Source organism: Shewanella halifaxensis HAW-EB4 (assembly GCF_000019185.1).
In the GTDB taxonomy this organism is placed as follows: domain Bacteria; phylum Pseudomonadota; class Gammaproteobacteria; order Enterobacterales; family Shewanellaceae; genus Shewanella; species Shewanella halifaxensis.
In genome coordinates this window covers 4,111,379-4,134,335 of record NC_010334.1, presented here as the reverse complement: position 1 = coordinate 4,134,335, position 22,957 = coordinate 4,111,379, and the positions used below count along the sequence as shown (strand labels likewise).

19 protein-coding genes and 1 other RNA gene are annotated in these 22,957 nt (G+C 45.6%); 8 read left to right on the top strand and 12 right to left on the bottom strand.

The features are described 5' to 3' along the window. Positions 1–46: 46 nt before the first annotated feature. The 4 genes from SHAL_RS17555 to SHAL_RS17540 form a co-directional block, all read right to left on the bottom strand. On the bottom strand, positions 47–670 hold the full coding sequence (locus SHAL_RS17555) for a DUF1326 domain-containing protein (RefSeq protein WP_012278453.1): 624 nt from the start codon (positions 668–670) through the stop codon (positions 47–49). A gap of 205 nt (positions 671–875) precedes the next feature. Beyond that, positions 876–1,505 (bottom strand): 5-formyltetrahydrofolate cyclo-ligase, encoded by a 630-nt coding sequence (locus SHAL_RS17550; protein WP_012278452.1) that lies wholly within the window; start codon positions 1,503–1,505, stop codon positions 876–878. Between the two features lie 189 nt (positions 1,506–1,694). Next, a complete protein-coding gene (locus SHAL_RS17545) occupies positions 1,695–2,417 on the bottom strand; it encodes a Crp/Fnr family transcriptional regulator (RefSeq protein WP_012278451.1) in 723 nt (240 codons plus the stop codon). 233 nt (positions 2,418–2,650) lie between these two features. Continuing rightward, a complete protein-coding gene (locus tag SHAL_RS17540; RefSeq protein ID WP_223296208.1) occupies positions 2,651–2,935 on the bottom strand; it encodes a hypothetical protein in 285 nt (94 codons plus the stop codon). A gap of 327 nt (positions 2,936–3,262) precedes the next feature. Here SHAL_RS17540 and SHAL_RS17535 point away from each other — a divergent pair, with 327 nt between their 5' ends. Then, entirely contained in the window at positions 3,263–3,592 is a 330-nt protein-coding gene (locus tag SHAL_RS17535; RefSeq protein ID WP_012278449.1) for a hypothetical protein, read from the top strand. A 506-nt stretch (positions 3,593–4,098) separates the two neighbouring features. Here the strand turns inward: SHAL_RS17535 and SHAL_RS17530 are convergent. The 5 genes from SHAL_RS17530 to SHAL_RS17515 form a co-directional block, all read right to left on the bottom strand. Further along, positions 4,099–5,991, bottom strand: a complete 1,893-nt coding sequence (locus SHAL_RS17530) for a DnaJ-like cysteine-rich domain-containing protein (RefSeq protein ID WP_012278448.1) — start codon at positions 5,989–5,991, stop codon at positions 4,099–4,101. 25 nt (positions 5,992–6,016) lie between these two features. Continuing rightward, entirely contained in the window at positions 6,017–8,491 is a 2,475-nt protein-coding gene (locus tag SHAL_RS17525; RefSeq protein ID WP_012278447.1) for a peptidase associated/transthyretin-like domain-containing protein, read from the bottom strand. Further along, on the bottom strand, positions 8,484–9,944 hold the full coding sequence (locus tag SHAL_RS17520; protein WP_012278446.1) for a glycerophosphodiester phosphodiesterase: 1,461 nt from the start codon (positions 9,942–9,944) through the stop codon (positions 8,484–8,486). The genes SHAL_RS17525 and SHAL_RS17520 overlap by 8 nt, the downstream gene beginning before the upstream one ends. Positions 9,945–10,313: 369 nt before the next feature. Further along, positions 10,314–10,495: non-coding RNA, 6S RNA (gene ssrS, locus SHAL_RS22730), on the bottom strand. Positions 10,496–10,577: 82 nt separating this feature from the next. Beyond that, positions 10,578–10,898, bottom strand: coding sequence for a cell division protein ZapA (locus SHAL_RS17515; protein ID WP_012278445.1), 321 nt, complete (start codon positions 10,896–10,898; stop codon positions 10,578–10,580). 417 nt (positions 10,899–11,315) lie between these two features. Here SHAL_RS17515 and SHAL_RS17505 point away from each other — a divergent pair, with 417 nt between their 5' ends. The 7 genes from SHAL_RS17505 (at position 11,316) to SHAL_RS17475 (ending at position 20,654) form a co-directional block, all read left to right on the top strand. Beyond that, entirely contained in the window at positions 11,316–11,891 is a 576-nt protein-coding gene (locus tag SHAL_RS17505) for a UPF0149 family protein (RefSeq protein ID WP_012278444.1), read from the top strand. A 95-nt stretch (positions 11,892–11,986) separates the two neighbouring features. Beyond that, positions 11,987–13,339, top strand: coding sequence for a 2-octaprenyl-6-methoxyphenyl hydroxylase (ubiH, locus tag SHAL_RS17500; protein ID WP_012278443.1), 1,353 nt, complete (start codon positions 11,987–11,989; stop codon positions 13,337–13,339). A 96-nt stretch (positions 13,340–13,435) separates the two neighbouring features. Continuing rightward, the gene (locus SHAL_RS17495) at positions 13,436–14,656 is read left to right on the top strand and encodes an FAD-dependent 2-octaprenylphenol hydroxylase (RefSeq protein ID WP_012278442.1); all 1,221 of its coding nucleotides are present in this window, start codon (positions 13,436–13,438) and stop codon (positions 14,654–14,656) included. A gap of 318 nt (positions 14,657–14,974) precedes the next feature. Then, positions 14,975–16,069 (top strand): glycine cleavage system aminomethyltransferase GcvT, encoded by a 1,095-nt coding sequence (gcvT, locus tag SHAL_RS17490; RefSeq protein WP_012278441.1) that lies wholly within the window; start codon positions 14,975–14,977, stop codon positions 16,067–16,069. Between the two features lie 422 nt (positions 16,070–16,491). Beyond that, positions 16,492–16,881, top strand: a complete 390-nt coding sequence (gene gcvH, locus SHAL_RS17485; protein WP_012278440.1) for a glycine cleavage system protein GcvH — start codon at positions 16,492–16,494, stop codon at positions 16,879–16,881. 177 nt (positions 16,882–17,058) lie between these two features. Continuing rightward, positions 17,059–19,959 (top strand): aminomethyl-transferring glycine dehydrogenase, encoded by a 2,901-nt coding sequence (gene gcvP / locus SHAL_RS17480; RefSeq protein ID WP_012278439.1) that lies wholly within the window; start codon positions 17,059–17,061, stop codon positions 19,957–19,959. 263 nt (positions 19,960–20,222) lie between these two features. Further along, positions 20,223–20,654, top strand: a complete 432-nt coding sequence (locus SHAL_RS17475; RefSeq protein ID WP_012278438.1) for a hypothetical protein — start codon at positions 20,223–20,225, stop codon at positions 20,652–20,654. A gap of 29 nt (positions 20,655–20,683) precedes the next feature. Here the strand turns inward: SHAL_RS17475 and SHAL_RS17470 are convergent, their stop codons facing one another. From SHAL_RS17470 to SHAL_RS17460, 3 genes are read right to left on the bottom strand one after another with little or no spacing between them, the layout of a single operon-like run. Then, positions 20,684–21,736 (bottom strand): transposase, encoded by a 1,053-nt coding sequence (locus SHAL_RS17470; RefSeq protein WP_012278437.1) that lies wholly within the window; start codon positions 21,734–21,736, stop codon positions 20,684–20,686. Positions 21,737–21,793: 57 nt separating this feature from the next. Next, positions 21,794–22,174 (bottom strand): hypothetical protein, encoded by a 381-nt coding sequence (locus tag SHAL_RS17465; protein WP_041416088.1) that lies wholly within the window; start codon positions 22,172–22,174, stop codon positions 21,794–21,796. A 45-nt stretch (positions 22,175–22,219) separates the two neighbouring features. Continuing rightward, the gene (locus SHAL_RS17460; protein WP_041416087.1) at positions 22,220–22,399 is read right to left on the bottom strand and encodes a hypothetical protein; all 180 of its coding nucleotides are present in this window, start codon (positions 22,397–22,399) and stop codon (positions 22,220–22,222) included. Between the last annotated feature and the right edge of the window lie 558 nt (positions 22,400–22,957).

Genomic DNA, 22,957 nt, shown 5'->3' with positions numbered 1-22,957 from the left:
TGCTAATCTCAATGCTTATATTCACGGCGTCTGTGACAGGCTAGGGTTATCCGTTTGGCCACTGCACGTTCGCCTTAGCGGCAAACTTGCCTGCATGGTTAAAACTTAAGGCATCATGCTTGAGCCACATGGTTTCGGTGGTTCCAATGCGGCCGCTATTCCACATAAAGCCATTATCAGGAAAGGTAATATGTACGTGCTGTTGCTCTCCAGTGACAGGATTCATCAGTGGTCTTTGTTGGACTTGCATTACTCCCTCAATATCGAAAGAGGCATTGTCTTCACTGGTATCCATATTGATATAGACCATTACAGGACCGACAAGTGTGGTAAAGGTGCCGGCTAAGGCTTCAAGTGGCATGCCGCCAGCAGCGCCTGTAAATATCGTGGCTAACGCAGTAGTTTGTTCAGTAGTGGCGCTCGAGTCGATAAATAGGATACAGGTGCCGTTACCTTCATGGATCGCTGCTGGCCATTTTACGGCGAGGGCAAGTTTTAACCCGTCAAGTTTGACCTCATTGTAATGACCCTGATTGATTTTGAAGCCGAGTAAGGCCTCGCAGGAGCCAAAGTCGGGAAAGCCTGCAAACTGGCAACCGCAACCATGGTTACAGTTACAGGTCTCAATCTGGTGCATATCAAGCGACCAGTTATAGTTATCTGCACTCATAATACCTGACCAAAAAACGAAAAGATGTTGTTAAGTATAGTCTTGTCGAATCATGGTGATGGTCGGTGAGTGGTGTTAGAGGTGAGGACGTCGAGTTAAGATGGTGGCGACTTTTCAAGCCATTGTTTTAATTGGGAAGCCTTGCAAACCATATAGCTGAAAGGCTTAAACAACTTCCTTTCAGCAGCAATAAGTCTAATAACCTCTACAGCTCAAAGCTATGGCAGTGGCTAGGGGTGATAATAAACGGTAACGGCACATCCCAATGCTCGCAGGGTAAGCTACCAACTTGCTGACAATCATGAGCATAGCCTATGGGTAAAGGCTTCCTCTTGTGCTGCCAGTTAGCGAGAGTCCTATCATAGAAGCCACCGCCCATGCCCATTCGGTTGCCCTGCAGATCGAAGGCAACGAGCGGCGTGATCACCACATCGATCTGATGGGGAAGCAGCATCTGGGTGATATTCAGTTTTGGCTCCCAGATGCTCATATGGTTTTTTTGCATCTTGGTATCGGCTTGGTAGCGAAAAAAGAGCAAGTTTCCAGGGCTAAATGGGTGCAGTCTAGGTAGGTAGACCTCAATTTTACTCTGCCAAAGCGCCTCGATTAACGGCTTAGTATCGAGTTCACCGTCATTGGTTAAGTACAGGGCGACACGCTGCGCCTTGAGTTGCTTAAGTCTTGATAGGGTATAGTCCGCCGCAGTCATCGCGAAGCTGTCTTGCTGCTCTGTCGTTAATGAGCGGCGCGCCTCTCTAATTTGGCTGCGGATAGCTTTACGGCATGCTTTGTCGCTCGCGCTGGACGAGAACTGAGGCGGTAACTGTGACGGCATAATAAAAGGACTCCATTCAATGACCTAAGCAGCTTAACATATAAAAGAAGGACCTAGGAAAAGCAGGTACTAGGTTTTAGGAAGAGCTGAGACGGTGCAAGCTGAGGCGGATAAGCATAGATGAAAGAACGATATTTATTCTTCTGAGGTTGGGTTTCAGCCCATCAGTCTAAATTATTGAAGCGAGTATTAGTGACTGATGAGTAACCTAGGATCTCGGATACTTAAGTCTACACTATCTAGCTTATGCCCAAGTCCGGTGAGATCGGTTAGGTAGATGCAGTTACGCTTAAGTTCAACTAACTTTTCCATCTCCAGCTGTTTAATCGCTTCATTGACTCTTTGGCGGGCTATTCCGGTTATTTCACTTATCTGCTGCTGCGAAATTTTGAGTTGTGGGATCTCACCTAAAACGCTCGGAATATGTGCTGCAAGTTCGATGAGTAGATAGACAATGCGCCTGCCCTTAACCTCGCTCATCATAAGCTGAGATTGCAACCATTTGGCCTTAGCTTCGAATGACAAGGCATGAAACCATTTATATATTTCAATGTTGTCTTGGGCTAAACGATGAAGATCAAAATTACTAAAATGGATCAGTTTAACGTTATCGATCTCGGTAATGAAAAACGGGGTGCAACCAGTATTTTGGTTGTCATAATTACCAAACCAGTCGCCTTTGCCCATCACAATATTATTGACGGTTTTAAGGCTAGGCGTTTGCATACCGATAGCCACTGTGCCTTCTAGTATAAAACTTGCGCCTTGGTGAGCGATAGCTGAACCATCCATTTCACTAGGCTTTAATTGAGTTTTTAGCTGAGCAACAGACAGTAACTTGTTAACTAAAGCAGGTGAAAGTTCCGTATTCCAACGTATTACTTCTGTAAGCTTCGAGTCAATCAATGTCATACCTTAAGAGTGGCGATTAAGCGTGGAAAGAGCTGATTATGACACAGTTCTCAGCAACAAAGTGTCCGTTAGAGGACAAACTCTAAAACGGTGAAGGCGTCATTCGATTGAGAAAAACCGTCCTGAATGAGTGGTTAGGCCAGTGTCAGCCCGAGTGTTGATTGTCTGTCAGGTCTGTTTGTCGCGGATAATAAAAAATAGAGCGTATCACGGTGGTCTATCGTTTTTTTGCATTAGAGCCTATCGGCGAACTTTTGGCATTTTCGCAAAGGGAGAGTCCAGGCCTTTTTCTTCTCTTTCACAAAGGCCTTTACGTAATCGGCACTGACCTTATCCCTGCCTATTTCATCGGCTTTGATTTTAAGCCCCAAGGCCTTAAGTTTATAACCTGGAGTTACTTTGAGCTTTACCGCACAGACCTCATATTTAGCCGCAAATGACGCCGCAATCTTTTCATCTAAACCTGCCGACGTATTAAACGATACGCCAGCCATCAATATTATGGCTAATTTTCTCATCTATATCTCTACTAATAGGGTTGTTACTGCGGAAAAAGTTAACCGCAACCTGTGATTCTTTACCGTATAGCTTAGGAAGTATTTAAAGAGAACTCTGTCCGCTACAGGACAGAAATCGCCATAGAGATGATGTTTAAATATTGCGGTGAGTGTGAGTCAGTTCAAAAGAAAGTAAGTCCGTGTACACTCCTGGGTAGGCATGTGTATGATGGTTTATTGAATGAGATTATTAAAGAAATAGCAGTAGAGGATTACTCGCTGGTTAGCTGTGAGTTTTACTGAACTCATTAAGTTTGTACGAATAATAATGGTTAATAGGTATTTAAAATGAAAAAAATGAGTATTGTGTTTTTACTTGTTTATGGCTTTAGCTTTTTCTCATTGGCAAATGAGTCTGAATTGACGCAAGGCTACGATTGTAACAGCTTAAATGATCATCTAGAAAATCAGCTTGCTAGCACTCCTGAATGGAAGATTAGAGTGAGTGTTAGCAATTGGGAAGAGTATAAGGGGGGGATGCCGGATATAGAGGCGGCAGTACCCAATTTTGTTTATCTATTATGTGAAGAAGAGAGAAACTCGGCTCGACTAGTGAAGGACATTGTTTTTGATGTTTTAGACCAAGCAGCATATGAAGCACAGATCGTCTCAAATTAAAGATACAAATTGAGTGATGGAAACAAAGACGATACAGGCTGAGACGGTTAAAGTAGATTATAAGTAGAGACGGAAAAGTAACTTTACTTTTTTAGATTGGGCTTAAGCCCGTCAAAGAGTTAGATGTTGGGAAAAGCGGGTTATAGGTAAAAGCTGAGATGATAGAAGCAGAGACGACTATAGAAGAGTCGGACGGCCTGCGGCCTAGGGAACGTGACTGCGTCACTACAGAACGCTTCGCTTACGGGACGAGCAAGGCCCTAGGAAAGGCAAAGAAAGGGCCTAGGTGCTAGGAAGAGCTGAGACGGTACCGGCTAAGACAGAAAAGCAGCCTCAATCTTACTTTGTAGCTCGGGCTTTAGCCCGTCAAAGAGATAGATGTTAGGTAAAGCGGGTTATAGGTGCAGGCTGAGGCGGTGCAAGCAAAGACGATAAGAGCTGTTAAGCTTTACTCGGCTCTATCGTCTTTGCTTTTCTCATCGTGTTAGCCCGTACAGTCTTGGCAGTTAACGCTCCATATTCATCGATTTAAGCAGCACCGGGCTGTTGTAATCGGCAACGGCTGTTTTGGCGTTAAGCCAAAAGCGGCGGCGGGTTAAAAAGTAGCTAAACAGCACTGATAGCAAAATAATTTCGACAAAATTGTACAGCGTATACATAATTGCTGGCTGCATAATGTCGCTAATCCCTCTCGCGTAGTTCTCTTCTATAGGCACAATACCCAGTGGACCATTAAGCATGGCAATCACAAGCTGAAGACCCACATATAGCGCTGCTGCTGCAATTAAGCCGATTGGCTTTAAATACCATTTCTTCGGTAATTTTACGCCGATAACCAACAGATATAAGCCTAGAATAATGGCGCCGCCAGCAAGTGCATTTACAAGCGCGGGTGGCCTATCTAATGCGCTGATAGTGTTGTAATACAAGCTCAGGCAAACATGGGGCAGTAGCAAAGTGATACCTAATGCCAGAGCGTAGGTTTTAGCCTTGCCGATATTTTTCCAATAGAATTTTTTAACAAATTGATAGCTGACATAGAATAAGCTTAACGCGAAGACGTAATTGGCAAAAGGATGAATGCCAAATAGTGCAAATTCGGCACTTAATACCGCAATAATCCATTGTGGATATTCCATTATTCCCATTCTTTCTATGGCATGTTCGGCAAAATGTGGGAATAACAGCGCGATCATTACCGCTAAGGTAAAGAACAGCAAGGCATATTTAACCAGCGAAGCCAGCATTTTAGGAACGATCCCTTTAATACTCTGCTTTTTTAGTTGGCTAATAAGGCTGTCGTAATTGGCTCCGATAGCGTCTTTGATATCGGTTGAAACCCAGTTTTCTTCAAGTAACGCAATCTTACTCTTAGTCTCTTTAGCTTCAAGAATGTCCTTAATCGCGGGCGTCGCCAGAGCATTGATATCCTTGTTCTTGCTGCCAGCCCCAAGTTGCTGGGCAACTTGCCAAACCGCAGGGTCGTAGACTCCGCCAGCATCGTGGGTACGGTTTTGCTTACCTGCAAAGCACATTTTAGTGTCGACTTTATCGATGCTTGCGGTAAATTGTAGTGTTGGTAATACCGCGGTAAAGCCATATATAAAGGTACAACCGTCAAGCTCATCCTTCACATCGATTTCAGTGATATCGTTAACGCAGTGAACAACGTTCAGTCCGGTACGTTTAACAAAGTCGTCAGTCCATTCATGGTAATCGCTGCTGGTGTAGAACCACTTGGTACTGCGCTTCGCTTCGCCATCAATGGTGTAGCTATAGTATAAATAACCGCTACCATCACAGGTTCCGCAAGTGGCATCACCACTACCACCACAGCTGGTACAAGTGCGGTTACCGCTGCCATAACAGGTTGAGCAAGTTTCAGTGGTGTAAACCGTACGTTCATTGTAACTGTCATAGCGACTTACGCTGACTCGGCCGCTGCCGCTGCAGGAAAGACAATTTAATTTACCGCTGCCACGACAGCTTCTACATCTCACGCAGCCAGAACCATTACAGGTATTACAAAGATCTTCGCCTACATAGACATCTGGAGCCGAGTGTAGGTTGGTATTTTTGATTAAGAAGTTTTTTGAAACATCCGGGCCGAGGATCTTTAAAAAACGTTCGTTAAACAGTGGATTTCGGCCACTAACATATTCTTGAGCGGCTTTATTGGCCTCTTGGCTTGCTCTTGTAGAGCTACCACTGGCAATACCTGATGGGCGTTGGCCACCGTGTTTATGGCGGCTTACGCCAATTTCTACTCGCCAACCAAAATGAAACTTTAGCTGGGCATCTTTAGCCTGCTCATCGCTCAGGACTACGGGGACATTAACCCCAGTGATTTTTTCACCGTTGCTTCGAATAAAGTCTTGAAACTGTTGTAACTTACTCACCTGATACTTCCTATAAAATCACGCGTTAAAACTTAAGGTTAAACTGGGTTTGGTCAGCTTTGAGGTACACCCATTGACGCAGGTCTTGGTAGCCTGGTGCGTTTACTTTGATGTCATAGCCACCGGGCGGAAGTTGCATTCCTGGCTGATATTTTGGCTTAATATTCATCACCGAAATTCTGGCATTATCCACGTTGGTATTAATGGTTAATGGCAGGGTTAAGCTAGGCTTAGCTGTTGTGCTTTGTGTGGTGACCACTTCATCATGCTCTGGCAGCACCGTTAAATCGAAACGGTTTAATGGTTCACTAATAGCGTGGAAACCTTGGGTCATTTTAAGGGCGTTATCTAATGATGTACCAATAGGTTGCACCAGGGGTTGGGTGACAAGAAGCCACTTTAAAGCGTAGGAAACACTGGCCGAATCGTTATTCTCCATTTGCTCAAAGAAGTAATTCATCGCCGAGTCATCTAGGGTGTATTTATTACCACCAATAGATAAAGGCACCACAAAAATACAGGCTAATAAGGCGATGGTTACAGCAGGTTTGATATAGGGTTTAGCTGCGTTTTCAGCTTCATCATCAGCTTTAGATTTTGCCTGTTTAGCTTGCACTAACTCCACCAGTTTCATTGGCAGTTTAAGTACCGTAAGCAGTACTAAGGCTAAGCTTATTGACATTGAAATAGGCGGAATAATGGTTGCTCGTAGCGCCGACTTACCCGTTGCAGCAAATTTACCGCCATCGGCAAACTCTGCTTGCTGGGCTTCTAATACATTGATGTATTCAGTGGTCTTACGCTGAATATTGGGCTCAATGATCTGCTGCTTAAACTGACGGTTGTTCCAGTCGGCTAAGGTTGGCTTGACGTATAACTCGCCCATACGCTGTTCAATGCGCTGCTGAATTTCATGATGACGTTGGAATTGCTGCCAACTGAGGTTTGGCGACATCTCAGTATTTTTAGCGCGCATATTTTTGCGCCATTCAACATCGGCCTGTTGACGCACTTTGCTGGCGACGGCTTTATCGAAGGTTAAACGGTCGGTAATAGACCAAGTTGTCGGTAAATTTAAGCCCTTCTGTTTAAGCTTTTTATTCACTTTAACGCTAGTAAGTTCGTGCACTCTAAAGGTGTGCAGTGAGTTAATACCTAACGGGTAACCGCCAGACTCTTTTATAAAGTCAGGCTCCATCTTTACCATCAATACGTTCTTATAGTGGTTCACATCGTTGGTGTATACCATACGGTGATCTTTCAAACCCGCATCGCCACCGGTTGCAGCGTCAACGGCCTGCATGGCGGTAAATAACCCTAAGGTCATGACACCTGCAATGATTGAGTTACCGACATTTTCAGAGGTAGAGATCTCTTCACGAATAAGCCAGTCGTCTGCTGGAATATAAGGAATACTTAATTTTTCAATTTCGCGGTCGTAGTTTGCTTGTAAACGCTCATAACAGCTATTACGACTGTTGCCCTTCCTCTCACGGCACTCGTTACGACGTTCGAAATAGTCATAAAGTTTCGGCGCAATTTTTTGGGCTCGAGATTCAACTCTAGCTTCATAGGCGGTAACGCCTTTTTGATACTTCTCCCAACCTTGCTTCACTTGGTTTTGAGTGTCTAGCCAATACTCATCTGAGCGCTCAGGTGCGCTGGCAACTGCTCGGTTGTACTTAGCTGAACCATCTGCATACTCTTGGTACTTGCCGCGCAGGGTTTGGCGGAAGTCGTCGTAATCTTGATAGTGAGTATCAAAGTTAGACATGGCTTTATCACGGACAAATTTTTCCATGATCATGCGCTTTTTCTGCGATAGCTCATCAACCAGTTTATCGTCGGCATAGACTAAGCCACCAAACACAGATAAAAAGGCTTTTTCGGTGCTGCTGTGAGCGGTGTCTGGGTCGTAGTTTATGCCTTCAAACTGAATCGACTTTTCGATTAGCGCGCTACGTAATACCTGTGAAAGATACGCTTGTTGGCGCTCTGCTGGCGTAGATGCATCGATGATAAATTTATCCACCAACCATTTTTGGCCAAAAAATACCGTAGGCCACACAAGTACCGCAATGAGGCTGAAATAGCCTAAAGCGTGGCCAACTCGTGCCACACGTTTGCCACTCAGTAGCATGTCTGCCAGTAGCAAGGTAACGCCGATACCACTAATGGTTCGGCCAAAAAGCTCGACTGCGCGCAAGTCATCATGGCTAGCGTTACGACCGCCAGCGACATCCGTTAAAGCGGCGTTGAATATCGCCTCTGGAAACAGGTAAACCACAGAGCAGATGAACATGGTCATCAACCACCAAAATGGTTTTCCGGTAATCGCGATCTGCTGCTCTACTTTTTGCTGCTTTTGTTGTTTGGCAGCTGCCGACTGCTGCTTTTTTTGCACTTTTTGCAGTTGTTTTTCTGCTTGCGCCATTTTAGTTTGCGTTGGCGCCGATTTTAATAAACCGGTGGCAAATGGGCTGTGTTTTTTATCAGTCATTGTTATTACTTGGTAGAGTTAAAATAATGGTCTTGCTATTAGTGGTTTCAATTTTTTCATCAACAATGGTTGGGAAACCATGTGGATTATTGGCGTGAGTCTGCTTGTTGACTTTTTTAGGTTTGGCTTTAGCGCTAGCAATCGCTTTAAGGCCTGAATTTAACGAGATGTAATAGCCTTCTTGTTGATAGCCTAGCATTTCGTTAAAGCGGTCAAAGTCAGCGTCGCTTGGTAGCGAGGCGATATACTTGCCCGAAGCGGTTAGCGGTTGATAGCGTTTTTTAGGCACGGCAGGATTAAATAACTTTTGGCAGATTTTATAAGGTGTGGTGTCGACAATAACGCCATCAGGTAGCTTTGATTTAGCCAAACGCTTTAGTTGCGACTGATGATAATCGGTGCCGTTGATCGTGTAGGTATACACTTTCATGCCATAACGGTGCGCACTGTTTAGAACGCTAGTGTTTTGCATAAAACTGCGAATATCTAAGTGCAAACCAGCGTTATTACCTAGCTTGTCATTGAGCTTTTTAATACCAGCAAGTGAGGCGTAGTTTTTATAGCGAGAGCGATAACGTTTAGTGCCATATTTACCGGCAAACTCGATACTCTTTTGGTTATCTAAGTAGTAGTCATCGTTTTGCGCGCCGCGGCGTAGATCGGCTGTGACTTTATCGACACTGGTTGGGTGTGCACCTTGAACAAAGCCTAAGTAGACTCGTGGGTTAATTCCACGAAGCTTTTCTAGCATTTCAAGATCGGATGCTGAGTAGTAAAAGCCGCCCTGACCAATGGTTTGGCGCAACATATTATCGAGCTCGACTAACTCATGGCCATTAGCTTCAGACTTAATCTCTACGTTTAGCAGTTGATCATAAGAGCGATAAGCTGCAAAAGTGGTAAAGGCCTCATAGGCAGTAATAGGCCGCCTATCTAGCAATTCATTGGAGCCCTTTTGGCGTAGCTTTAGCTTGGCATACTGCTTGAAGTTCATGCGCTCAAGCTTGTAGCGCTCACCGGTGTAATAAACAGTAGCTCGTCCTGTTTGGCTATCATGATGGTTAACCCAAGTGCCATCGCCTAATTGCATGACATCGATTTCGACACTGTTGTAGTTATCAAATAGGGCTGATGCGATGGCAAGGTCGCTGCTTTCTGGCAAGCGAAAGTCACCACGGTGCGCTGAGATATCCAACGGACACTGAGCAATTGACACCATTTTAATATGGCCATTATCGCTTAGGTATAAGTTGCGATCGCCTAGTGCTAATTGAATATCGACAATATCGGCACCATCCACTTTGACATCGAAAGGCAGGTGGCTTAACGCATGGGGAATAACCTTTGCTGGTGCAGGTGGTACCTCGGGGGTTGATTGACAACCAATAAGAGCGAAAAGTGCAATGAGCAGTACCGTGTAGTAACGGCGAGGGGCTTGTATGTAACTTGCCATAATCCCGAAATTATAAGTTATTAATTATTCGGGCTTTATACTCGAAATGAATCTTAAGCACAACGGCTGATATAGACGGCCACTTAATGTAAGTTGCTGATAATAAATGGGTTGATTTAATTTTGAGCTATGCGGATTTTACATAATGTGACATGTGAATAGCGATTATCTGTCAAAATCACTAGCATTGTCAGTATGTTGACTAAAGTATGCAGCTCCTTTACGAGGTTATTCTGTTGTTAGTTCTTGAGCGACAGATATAAGAAACTGTTCGTAAGGATTTAAGCGGTTCGCTAAAAACACGATTTAAAATAGAAAGTGCACATACAAAAAAGCCACCTCAAGTGAGATGGCTTACTGTAAATTGAATTGCTCCCCAGAATACCGACCGCTGGTGTAGCCCTTGAACCGTAGGTTCAAGGCGGGTAAATGAATGCTTCCTAAGGCTTCTCGGTACGAGCCGAGCTTGCACAATGTCAGTAAAACATTCACCCTGGGTTTGTAAGTATCGGCACAGGGACATTACCAGCTAGCGAATACCCCAGGGAGCAAAACTTGTGTTCGTAAACCAGTCGGCTGACCTAAATGGGCTTACGATAAAACTTTTTTAAGCTGCTTATTAAGCAAACTCTATTATAACTTTTTTTCGTCAGGTTTTGTAGCGCGCTCTACGAGTGCGTCTTCAAGTGTTGACTGCAGCAAACCGATTTTATTATCCATTTGCCTGATATAATCTTGATTCTTTTGCTGTTCTTCTAACAGCTCATAACCGATATTTAATGCCGCCATAATAGCGATTTCTTCACGGCTAATGTTATTGGTACGCGCCTTTAGCGAGGTTAATTGTTTTTCGAGATTATTAGCTACATGCCTAAGCGCAGCTTCTTGTCCTTGTGGACAAGCAATAGAGTAGGTACGACCCATAAGGGTAATTTCAATCGCCTTGCTACTCATCCCGAGAAGAATCCTTTAACCGTGTACTTGAGCGGACTATATCGGTCTAAATAGCAAAGTGCAACACGATCGGCGTGCAAACTGCCAGAGTTTAGATTAATTGTTGTTTAGATCGCCTTTGGCGTATAAACATAAACCACTTTGTATTAATAAAGTAATTAAGTACTTACTTAACTGTTAAATGTTAACCGCTTCCTAATTGCCCCATCATAGCGACTGCACTTCTACTTTGAGCAAGGGGACGGGCTTTGAGCAAATGTGTTGTGAATGAGTCAGATCCTATCTGACTATTGGTCGATAGCTGAATTTGTGGTTTATTCCACATAGTTTTACAGACTTTATTATCACGACTCTTGGTCGAGCTCACCACTTCTGCTAGCATGAACAACAGTAAATTTTGTGATTGGATAACACTTTATGGCGAGCCTCCCTACATTGCGCATGGATAAATTACTTGCAGCACTTAATGCTGCTGAAATTGGTCAGCACCCTGTCGAAGTTCATGGTGCTCTTGTCGGGCTAATTTGTGGAGGGGTAGAGCAAAACGCCTCGGGTTGGACCCAACCTTTGCTTGAGTTAATGAACGACGGTCAAGCACTACCTAGTGAGCTACAAGCACTGATTGAAGAGCTATACCAAGATGCGGTCACCCGTCTGTCGGATACTGACTTTGGCTTTAGCCCAATGCTACCCGAAGAGGAAGAGACGCTTTCAAAGCGTGTCGAAGCATTATCACTTTGGGTGCAAAGCTTTCTAACGGGTATTGCGATTATCCAACCTAAACTTAATCAAGCACCACTAGATGTACGTGAAGTCATTCAAGACTTGTCTGAAATCGCCCAAGTCGAGTTTGATGTTGGTGAAGACGAAGAGTCAGAAGCGGCACTCATCGAGTTGATGGAGTTCACTCGTATGGCCGCCTTAATGTGCTACGCCGAGTTTGGTCCCGCGGTTGATGATGACGAGCCCATCGATGTGGGCGTACTTCACTAAAACTCGTACCCAATACCGTCATCGCAGTTATTTGCCATGGCGGTTTTTGTATCAGCAACACTACCAACTAAATTTGTTATTGGGTCAATAAACTCATGGCTAATCCTAACGAATGCTCTGATGTAGCGAACATAACAGCTCCTCTCTCTGCGGCAGCGGCTACTGAGATCAATCAAGTCGACATCGCCATTGTCGGCGGTGCAATGGCGGGGGCAACCTTGGCCTTGGGGCTGGCCCAGCTTACAAAAAAAATTACCAAAGAGCTTGGCCAAAGCGCTGAACAAAAGCCACTTAAAATCGCCTTAATCGAGGCCCACAAGCCAAGTGATGAACACCCAGGGTTTGATGCCCGCTCAATCGCTATCTCCCATGGCTCTATCTTCCAGTTACAGCAGCTAGATCTGTGGCAGCACCTCGAGTCATTGGCAACGCCCATTAGCAATATTCATGTATCAGATCGTGGCCACTTCGGCATGACAGAGCTTAACAGCGAGTCGTTCCATCTGCCGTACTTAGGCCAAGTGGTCGAGCTTGAGGCGGTGGGTAACAAGCTGTTTAGTCTGCTAGAAAAAAGTGATATCGCCCTCTATTGCCCCAATAAGTTGCAAAGTGTCGAGGCGCGCATGGACTCACAACTGCTGACCCTCGAAGATGGCCAGCAGATCGCAGCTAAATTGGTTGTTGCTGCCGATGGCGTTAACTCCAAGGTACGCCAAGCCTTTAAGCTACCACTTGAGCAGATTGATTTTGGCCAGAGCGCGATTATCACCAATATTCACACCGAGCAGCCACATCAAGGCTGGGCCTATGAGCGCTTTACCCAAACCGGCCCATTGGCATTGCTGCCAATGGCAGACAGCCAGAGCGATTCACGCCTCTCTTTAGTGTGGGCATTACCGCCAGCAGATGCCGAGCGACTATTAACCGCACCTAGAGCGGAATTTATTGAGCAACTACAGCAAGCCTTTGGCTATCGAGCCGGGCGCTTTATCGATATCGGCAACCGTTTTAGTTACCCGCTATTGTTATCGTATATGCCACGGCCTATCTACCATCGCACGGTATTTTTGGGCAACGCGGCGCAAACCCTGCATCCGATTGCGGGCCAAGGCTTTAACTTAGGCCTACGCGATGTGGTGTGCTTGATTGACGTTATTGAAAAAGAGTTAACTAAGTTAGCGCTTGCTAACTCAGAATGTACTAACCCAGAAGGTGAGTCACAACCGACTGTCGATCTTGGCAGTGCAGCGTTAACCCATGCCTACCTTGAGCGCCGTAACGCCGACAGGCAAGGCACTATGAACAGTATTGAATTCTTAGTGCGCGGATTTTCAAATGATCATTGGCCATTAGTCATTGGCCGTAACCTTGGGCTGCGATTGCTGTCTTGGTTGCCATCACTTAAAACACCGGTGGCGCAAAAGGCGATGGGCTGGATCCAAAGCTAGCGACTCGCGTGGTTGGACATTCTACGCGCCAGTTAAACACTAGGGTTAATCGTGTTTTTTAGGTCAAAAGCCGTTTTTATTGAGTAAGGGTACAAGATGTTAAGCACACAAACTTATGATGTCGCAATCGTTGGTGGAGGCATGGTTGGCCTTGCTACGGCTATTGGTTTAGCGATGGAAGGCATTAAAGTCGTAGTGATCGATGCGGGTCAAACCCAAGCGGTATCGGGCGAACCAAGACTCAGAGTTAGCGCCATCAATAAGGCCAGTCAGCAACTAATAACTAACTTAGGGGCTTGGCCTTACTTGGCTGCAGCCCGAGTGAGTCCTTACCAAAAAATGCAGGTGTGGGACAAAGACAGCCTAGGTAAAATCGATTTCGACGCCCACTCCCTGAGTGAAACTCATCTTGGCTCGATTATCGAAAACGATGCTATCGCTTTCGCATTGGCCGAGCGCGCATCTGAACTGAGCGAGTTGACCTATATCCAAAACCAACGTTTAGAGCGCATCGCTTTCGGTGAGCGTGAGGCTTGGTTAACCTTAGATAACGGCGACAATGTCAGTGCTGCATTGGTGGTTGCCGCCGATGGCGCAAATTCTTGGGTACGTGAACAGTGTAAAATCCCGATGACCTTCTGGGATTATAACCACCACGCGATAGTGGCCACTATTCGCACCGAGTTGCCTCATGGTAACACTGCAAGACAAGTATTCGACAACGAAGGCCCATTGGCCTTTCTGCCTCTATATGAAAAAAATCTCTGCTCAATCGTCTGGTCGGTGTCTCCCGATAAAGCCAAAGAGCTACTCGCATTAGATAAGGTGAGCTTTGAGCGCGCTTTAACCACCACTTTTGATGGTCGTCTTGGTATGTGCAGCCTCGAGAGTGAGCGCCAATCCTTTCCATTACGCATGCGTTATGCGCGTCATTTTGCCAGACCACGTTTGTTGCTCGCAGGCGATGCGGCGCATACCATTCATCCGCTAGCAGGCCAAGGAGTCAACTTAGGCTTCCTCGATGCCGCCAGCATAGTGGAGGTGGTCAGCGAGCTAAAACAGCAGGGCAAAGATATCGGTGATTACCGTCATCTACGGGAGCTAGAGCGCTGGCGTAAAGCCGAGGCGCTAGAGATGATCACCGTGATGGAGGGCTTTAAAAGGTTATTCCAAGGCGGTAATCCGCTTAAGAAAGCCATCCGCGATCTGGGCCTAAATATCGTCGACAATTTTGCGCCATTGAAAACACTGTTTATTCAACAGGCGTTAGGCAACAAGAGTCATCTACCGGGGTTGTGCAAGCGCAGCGAAAACTAACAATTACAAATCATTAGTGAGAACTAAATAAGTCTTTAATTTCATGGGCTTGATTTTGGATCTTGCTGGATAGTTGTTTTTATGTAAAAAGTTTACATATTGATAATGAGAAAAACTAATGACAAAACTGTTCGGATTAGAAAATTCTTTTGTATACAAAGTTGCGTCTCAAGGTATAATTTCGCCGCATTTTAATACGACTACATTGATCTGCTGCTAGTGCCTTATAGTCGGTTTCTTATAGTAAGTACCTTTATTCGTACCCTATATAAAGTGATGGCAGCATACAGACTAGAAGACCCCAAAGAAGGGATAGAAATGGCTAACAAAACTGTACTTTTTAACAAGCATCTAGAATCTAACGGCAAGATGGTAGACTTCCACGGTTGGGACATGCCACTTAACTACGGTTCACAAATCGAAGAGCATCACGCGGTGCGCCAAGACGCAGGTATGTTCGACGTTTCTCACATGACTGTAGTTGATGTGATTGGTGATGACGCTTGTGCCTTTTTACGCAAACTGCTAGCCAACGACGTCGCTAAGCTTAAAGTCCCTGGTAAGGCCCTATATGGCGGTATGCTTGACCATAACGGCGGCGTCATCGACGACCTTATCACTTATTACCTATCTGATACCGAGTACCGTATTGTTGTTAACTCAGCAACACGCGAAAAAGACCTCGCTTGGATAAACGAGCAAGTTAACGGTTTCAGCGTTGAAGTGACCGAGCGTCCAGAGCTGGCGATGATCGCCGTTCAAGGTCCAAACGCTAAGGCAAAAGCCGCCACCGTATTTAACGCCGAGCAAAATGCCGCGATTGAAGGCATGAAGCCATTCTTCGGTGTGCAAACTGGCTCGCTGTTTATCGCAACCACAGGTTACACTGGCGAAACGGGCTACGAAGTCATCGTGCCAGAAGCCGATGCCGAAGCACTATGGCAAGCTTTCCTAGAAGCGGGCATTAAGCCATGTGGACTCGGTGCACGTGACACTCTACGTTTAGAGGCGGGCATGAACCTTTACGGCCTAGATATGGACGAAAGTGTTAATCCACTCGCCGCGAACATGGGCTGGACTGTGGCATGGGAGCCAGCGGATCGTGACTTTAACGGTCGCCAAGCGTTAGAGAAGATTAAAGCCGAAGGTACCGACAAGCTAGTGGGCCTCATCATGGACGCTAAAGGCGTTATCCGTCACGGCATGTCAGTGTTCTTTACCGACAGCGATGGTGTTGAGCAGCAAGGTATCATCACCAGTGGTACATTCTCGCCTACACTAGGTTACTCAATTGCCATGGCTCGCGTACCGCGCAGCATTGGTGATGTTGCCGAAGTAGAGATGCGTAAGAAGCGTGTACCCGTTAAGGTTATCGCTCCATCATTTGTGCGCAATGGTAAACAAGCATTCTAATTATATTGGTGGGTTTATAGCTATTTGCATTGGCTTCGTTGTCGAAAGTGCTCATTGATGCTTATCAACTGCGCGCTTTCTCCTAGAATCCAAAGCAACTATCGGCTAATCCCACCATATAATGGCTGATGAGTTTGAACAGTCAGAAAATGTTTTGTTTTGGCGAATATAAAGCTTATTCGCTTTATCAAGATAGAGCAAAATTGACGATTTCATCTATTTTTAGCTAACGCTTAAATAAAGCGTAAAACAGCTAGATTTGCACTGTTGAACAAAATCAATGTGGCAAATGTCAAAAACTAGATGAAATCGCTGCACTTATGATGTAAAAAAGGTGCAAAAGTTGATATAAGCCTTATAGGCAAGTCAGTGTAATGTCTTATTAAATACAGAATTAGAACATCGAATAAGGATTTAGACCAATGAGTAATATCCCAGCTGAACTTAAATATGCTTCTTCTCATGAGTGGGTACGTAAAGAAGAAGACGGTAGCTACACAGTCGGTATCAGTGAGCACGCTCAAGAGCTTTTGGGTGACATGGTGTTCGTTGAGCTGCCAGAAGTAGGCGACGACGTTAACTCAGGTGAAGACTGCGCAGTAGCAGAGTCTGTAAAAGCGGCATCAGATATCTACGCACCACTTTCAGGCGAAGTCATTGCCGTTAACGAAGCACTGGAAGATTCTCCTGAGCTAGTCAATAGCGACGCATTCGGTGATGGTTGGTTCTTCCGCGTAATGCCAACAGACCTTGCAGAGCTAGACAACTTGCTTGATGCCGAAGGTTATCAAGCAGTTATCGACGACGAATAAGCGTCGATGACTCACAAAGCCCCAACTCATCGCTGATTGGGGCTTTGTTCGTTATATGGCTTATGCCGCTTTTTGCTAGCCAGAGCATGCAAAAACAAATCGAATTCTAAAACTAAAGAGACCGGTAGCACCGCCCCCTACAGGCAGGATACTGGCAAATATGGAACTAGGTTACTCATGACCACAGAAACCCTTACACAGTTAGAGCAGCACGAATTATTTATTCGTCGTCACATCGGTCCAGAAAGCACTCAACAGCAAGAGATGCTGAACTTTGTTGGCGCAGAGTCGTTAGAAGACCTTACTCAGCAGATCGTGCCAGGATCTATTCGCCTTAACCGTGACTTAGCCGTTGGTAGCAGCTGCAGTGAAGCCGAAGGTATGGCCTATATCCGTGAAGTTGCGGACAAGAACAAGGTGTTTAAGAGTTATATCGGCATGGGCTACTACGGCACCGAAGTCCCGAGTGTTATCCAGCGTAATGTATTTGAAAACCCAGGTTGGTACACGGCGTACACGCCATACCAGCCTGAGATTGCTCAGGGCCGCCTAGAAGCGATTTTGAACTTCCAGCAAGTATCTATGGATTTGACTGGTCTAGATCTCGCCTCAGCATCACTGCTCGATGAAGCCACTGCAGCCGCCGAAGCGATGGCACTGGCTAAGCGTGTCTCTAAGGCGAAAAAAGCCAATATCTTCTTTATCGCCGATGACGTATTCCCACAGACTATCGACGTGGTTAAGACCCGCGCCGAATGTTTTGGCTTTGACATTGTTGTCGGCCCAGCATCTGATGCCGTTAACTACGAGCTATTTGGTGCCCTGTTCCAGTACACCAACCGTTTTGGTGAGATCAGCGACCACACAGCGCTCTTTGCCGAGCTAAAAGCCAAGAAAGCCGTGGTTACTGTCGCAGCCGATATGATGTCACTCGTGCTGCTTAAGTCGCCAGGCTCAATGGGCGCAGACGTGGTCTTTGGTAGCGCGCAGCGTTTCGGCGTACCAATGGGCTTTGGTGGTCCACATGCCGCATTCTTTGTGACGCGTGACGAGTACAAGCGTTCGCTACCTGGGCGTATTATCGGTGTATCACAAGATACTCGCGGTAACCGCGCACTGCGTATGGCGATGCAGACTCGTGAGCAGCATATCCGCCGCGAAAAAGCTAACTCTAACATCTGTACTGCACAGGTATTACTTGCCAACATGGCATCGTTCTACGCGGTATACCATGGTCCACAAGGCCTTAAAGTGATTGCCGAGCGCATTCACCGTCTAACCGACATTCTAGCGGCAGGCTTAACGGCTAAAGGGCTTGAGCTGGTAAACAGCACTTGGTTTGACACTATTACCGTTAAAGGTGGCGATGTTGCCGCGATTAATGCTCGCGCATTAGCAGCGCAAATCAACCTGCGTATCGATAGCGCTAATGATAACGCTGGTAGCTTTGGGATCAGTCTTGACGAAACCACCACTCGCACTGATGTGTCCGAGCTATTTGACGTTATCCTTGGTTCTGAGCACGGTTTAGATGTTGCAGCGCTTGATGAGCAGATCATCAAAGCAGACAGCGCGTCAATTCCAAGCGAGCTTGTGCGCACCGATGCTATCTTGACTCACCCAACCTTTAACCGCTACCACAGCGAAACTGAGATGATGCGTTACATCAAGCGTCTCGAAAATAAAGACTTGGCACTGAACCACTCTATGATCTCGTTAGGTTCTTGTACCATGAAGCTCAACGCGGCAACAGAGATGATGCCAGTGAGCTGGGCTGAGTTTGGTAACATGCATCCGTTCTGCCCACTGGACCAAGCCGAGGGTTATACCCAGCTAATTGAAGAGCTATCGGCATGGCTGGTGGATATCACAGGCTATGACGCTATGTGCATGCAGGCTAACTCGGGCGCATCGGGTGAATACGCAGGCCTATTGGCTATCCGTAACTACCATATCTCACGCGGCGAAGGCCACCGTAATGTCTGTCTAATTCCGCAATCGGCGCACGGCACCAACCCTGCATCGGCGCAGCTGGCAGGCATGAAGATTGTGGTTACCGCTTGTGACAAAGCCGGTAACGTCGATATGGAAGATCTAAAGACCAAAGCGGCAGAAGTGGCCGACAACCTATCTTGCATCATGATCACTTATCCATCGACTCACGGTGTGTATGAAGAAACGGTCAGCGAGATCTGTGACATCATTCACCAGCACGGCGGTCAGGTCTATCTTGATGGTGCCAACATGAACGCACAGGTTGGTCTAACGACACCGGGTTCAATCGGCGCTGACGTATCGCACCTAAATCTACACAAGACCTTTGCTATTCCACATGGCGGCGGTGGTCCTGGTATGGGCCCAATCGGTGTTAAGGCGCACCTAGCCCCATTTGTGGCGGGTCACTCTGTGGTTAAGCCTGGCCGCGAGTCAGACAATAACGGCGCGGTATCGGCAGCGCCATATGGCAGCGCCAGCATCTTGCCAATCACTTGGATGTACATCAAGTTACTGGGCTACCAAGGTCTACGTCAGTCGACTCAGGTTGCACTGCTTAATGCCAACTACGTGATGAAGAAGCTGTCTGCCCACTACCCAGTGCTGTATACCGGCCGCAACGATCGTGTAGCACACGAGTGCATCATCGACCTACGTCCGCTAAAAGAAGCCTCAGGTGTTACCGAGATGGATATCGCCAAACGCTTAAACGACTACGGCTTCCACGCGCCAACCATGAGCTTCCCTGTTGCGGGCACCTTGATGATTGAGCCAACAGAATCAGAGTCTAAGGTTGAGCTAGACAGATTCATCGAGGCGATGGTGTCTATCCGCGCTGAAATCGCTAAGGTAGAGTCAGGCGAGTGGCCAGTGGATAACAACCCACTGCACAATGCGCCGCATACATTGGCCGATATCATGGATCCAGCGTTCGATGAGCGTCCTTACACGCGTCAGGAAGCCGTGTTCCCGACGGCAGCGGTTAAGGCCAATAAGTTCTGGCCAACGGTTAATCGTATTGATGATGTGTACGGCGATAGAAACCTAATGTGTAGTTGCGCACCTGTCTCTGACTACGAGTAATTGCTGCTTGGGCTTGATAATACTGCCTCAGTTTGACGTTTTCGCTGCTCATTGACTGGAGTCAACTCCGCGGCGAAAACGACAAACTTCATTGTCTTATCTGCGCCAGCGACGCAATTACGGAAACTGTGAGTTTGGTGGTTTCCGGTAGTTAAAGAGCTTTAAAAGCGACCTTTTGGTCGCTTTTTTATTGATGGGACATCTCAAATCAATAGCTAGCAAAATCTAGCTTATAAACAGACTCAGACTCAGACTCAGACTTAATGACGACAGACGAAATGATAAAAGCTGAAACGACAATGCAAGAACAACTTCCGATTACAATTAGTGCCGATAGTGGCTTTTCTAGTTCGCTTAAGCCGTTATTGGTAGAGCTGGAAATGTGGCTCAACTTTCAAGCCTTAAAGGCGGATTGGTATGGCGATGAAGCCTGTATCTTAGCTTTCGACTTTACCTTGGTTAGGAGCTTGGAAGATAAGGCTCTGGACTCTAAGAATCACAATTGGGTGACGGGTGAGGGTTATGCCTATTACTACGACAGCACGAGCTTAAAGACCACGGCTTTTATTGCAGTTGCTGACTTGCTTGAGGCAGGTGTGGGGATTGAGCAGGCGATAAAGGCGAGGTTGATAGCGGTAGCTAATGAGGTTGCTAAGTCTGTGGCAAGAGGGCATAGGTTGTTGGCTTTAGTTTAGAGTAGCTCGCTCATACCTCTACTAATCAACTAAGGCGACGGATGAAGTGCATTACTACAAGCTTTTCCCTTGCTCCACTTTCCGCTTTGGTGCTGCCTTTTGAACTCACACATAGCGTCCCAACGGCCGCTAACTCCACTGTATTGACGACGAAACTCTTTGGCTGAAGTAATCCAAGCATCGGGTGCAATACCTAGCTCATTTAGTAATTTAGGTTGTTTTGAATCTATGACGCCTGTTTTATCATGTCGAATCACTCTGCCAGTCCAGTCAATAAGCTCTAAGTAGTCACAAAAGTGAAACGGGATTCCCGATTGAGTCGCAAGATGGGTGGAACCATCAAATTTAGCGAGTGGTTTTAATGGATTATCTACAGCAAGCTCAGGTTCTTGATTGGTGGGCTTGCCGGGATTAGTTGGTTTGCTGGTGTTACTATCAAGCGAATCTAACTCGGCAATACGCTCTTGAATAGAGGTGAACTCAGAGGAGTGAAGTGTGTCAGCGATACCAGCTCTGATAGGGTTTAAATCCACATACATCATACATGCCAGTAATGCCTGTTCATCGAGCAGGGCTTGAGACTTAAACCTTCCTTCCCAGAATGCCCCCTTACACTCATCTTCACGATTTGCCCTACGCGCTACCTCCTCATTAAGACAGCGCATAAACCACGATATACTCGATAAACGCTCGTGCCACTCAGCTAATAATCCATCAAGTAGTAAACGCTCCCCCTCAATTAATGTCTTACCATTCATGTGTTTGGTTGCTACAGCATGCCCTTTAGTGATTTTACACCATCGACTAATGACCTCTTTGTTACTCAATGATTTGGCTTTGTCAGTGTCGATTTTTAGGACTAAATGATAGTGATTATTCATGACCGCATAGGCACAAATATCGATACAGAAGATAGTTGAAAGCGTTTTGATTTTATCGACAATCCAGCCACGCCTATGTTCAAAGCTTTTACCTGTAAGCTTATCCTCGCCACAGAGAAATGCTCTTCTGACACAACGATTTATGATGTGATAGAAAGGAGTCGATTCAGGATCTATCAAAGTTCGTCGAGCAGAGGTCATAATCGCGATCCTAGACTAGGCCAAGAGGAGGTACTACAAAGCCTAGTAGAGGATGTGCTAAAGCACAAAAGATATGGCTGTCCTGTCTTTTCTGAGTATTCCATCAACATCCAAATCAACTAAAAGCTTGTCTATTTCTTTAAGATTGTTCTCAAACTGAGCACCATACTTATTTAAGTTTGCCCATTTAAATTGATAGTCTTTTATTTTCTCATTTATTTTAGCTTTCGACTCTCTATTATTATAATATCCAACTGTATATTGCATAGCTTTAAAGTCATTATTTAATAAAGTGCAAGATAAATTGGATAAACGCTCGAACTTTGATTGATTATCCATAAAGCGTTCAGAGAGTTCTTTCTCTTGAACCTGTTGACTACATGCTGACATCAAAGATAGCAACGTAATAGGTATAATAACTTTCATCATATTATTCATTTAGTACTCCAATTAAAATAATTCCAAATGGAAAAGTGAAAGCTATTAATTACTACTATGCTGGTCACTCTCGCAATGTATCACAACTCCGCCTTGCACCAAACACCAAGCGCCAGAACCACCACTACCGTTACCATGAATACTAATACCACCGCCAGTGCCGCCTGAACTACCGCCAGAACTACCGCCAGAACCAGCATTACCAACTACAATAATTAAGTACAATAATTAAGAAAGTACAATAATTAAAGCGAAAAGAGTCAGTCAATTAGCACTACACTGGATCCAAGAATAAATAGAAACTAAGGCAAAACAGCCTCGGTTAGCAAAGTACTGCCTTGGCTAACCGGGAGCGTCCATATATGTCTTAATTATTTTGTGGGCTTTGCTTTCTTCAGTTTTCTTTGTCGGATCTGTTCTTTACATCCATATACAAACCAACATTAACAAATAGAATTCCAGCTATTATCATAAGATCTGCGTTTGAGTATTTTTCATATCCAAGCCCCAATATTGCAAGACCACAAACGATTATAAATTTTGACATCATAAATCCTCCGCAATCGGGGTAAAACTAAATCGCAATCTAGCTACTGCTAAAACTAACCTTTTCATTTTTCATCCTTGAACAAATAGTTGAAATTATCGCCATAAGGTTGGCAGTAAAAGCCCCCCTCATTTGTTGCGGGGTTGTTATGTTACCGATATTTAGATGCTACCATGTTGCCGCTGAAGCGCAAAATGTGGCTGTACTGTCTTTTCTATACTGTCCTTTTTCCTTAC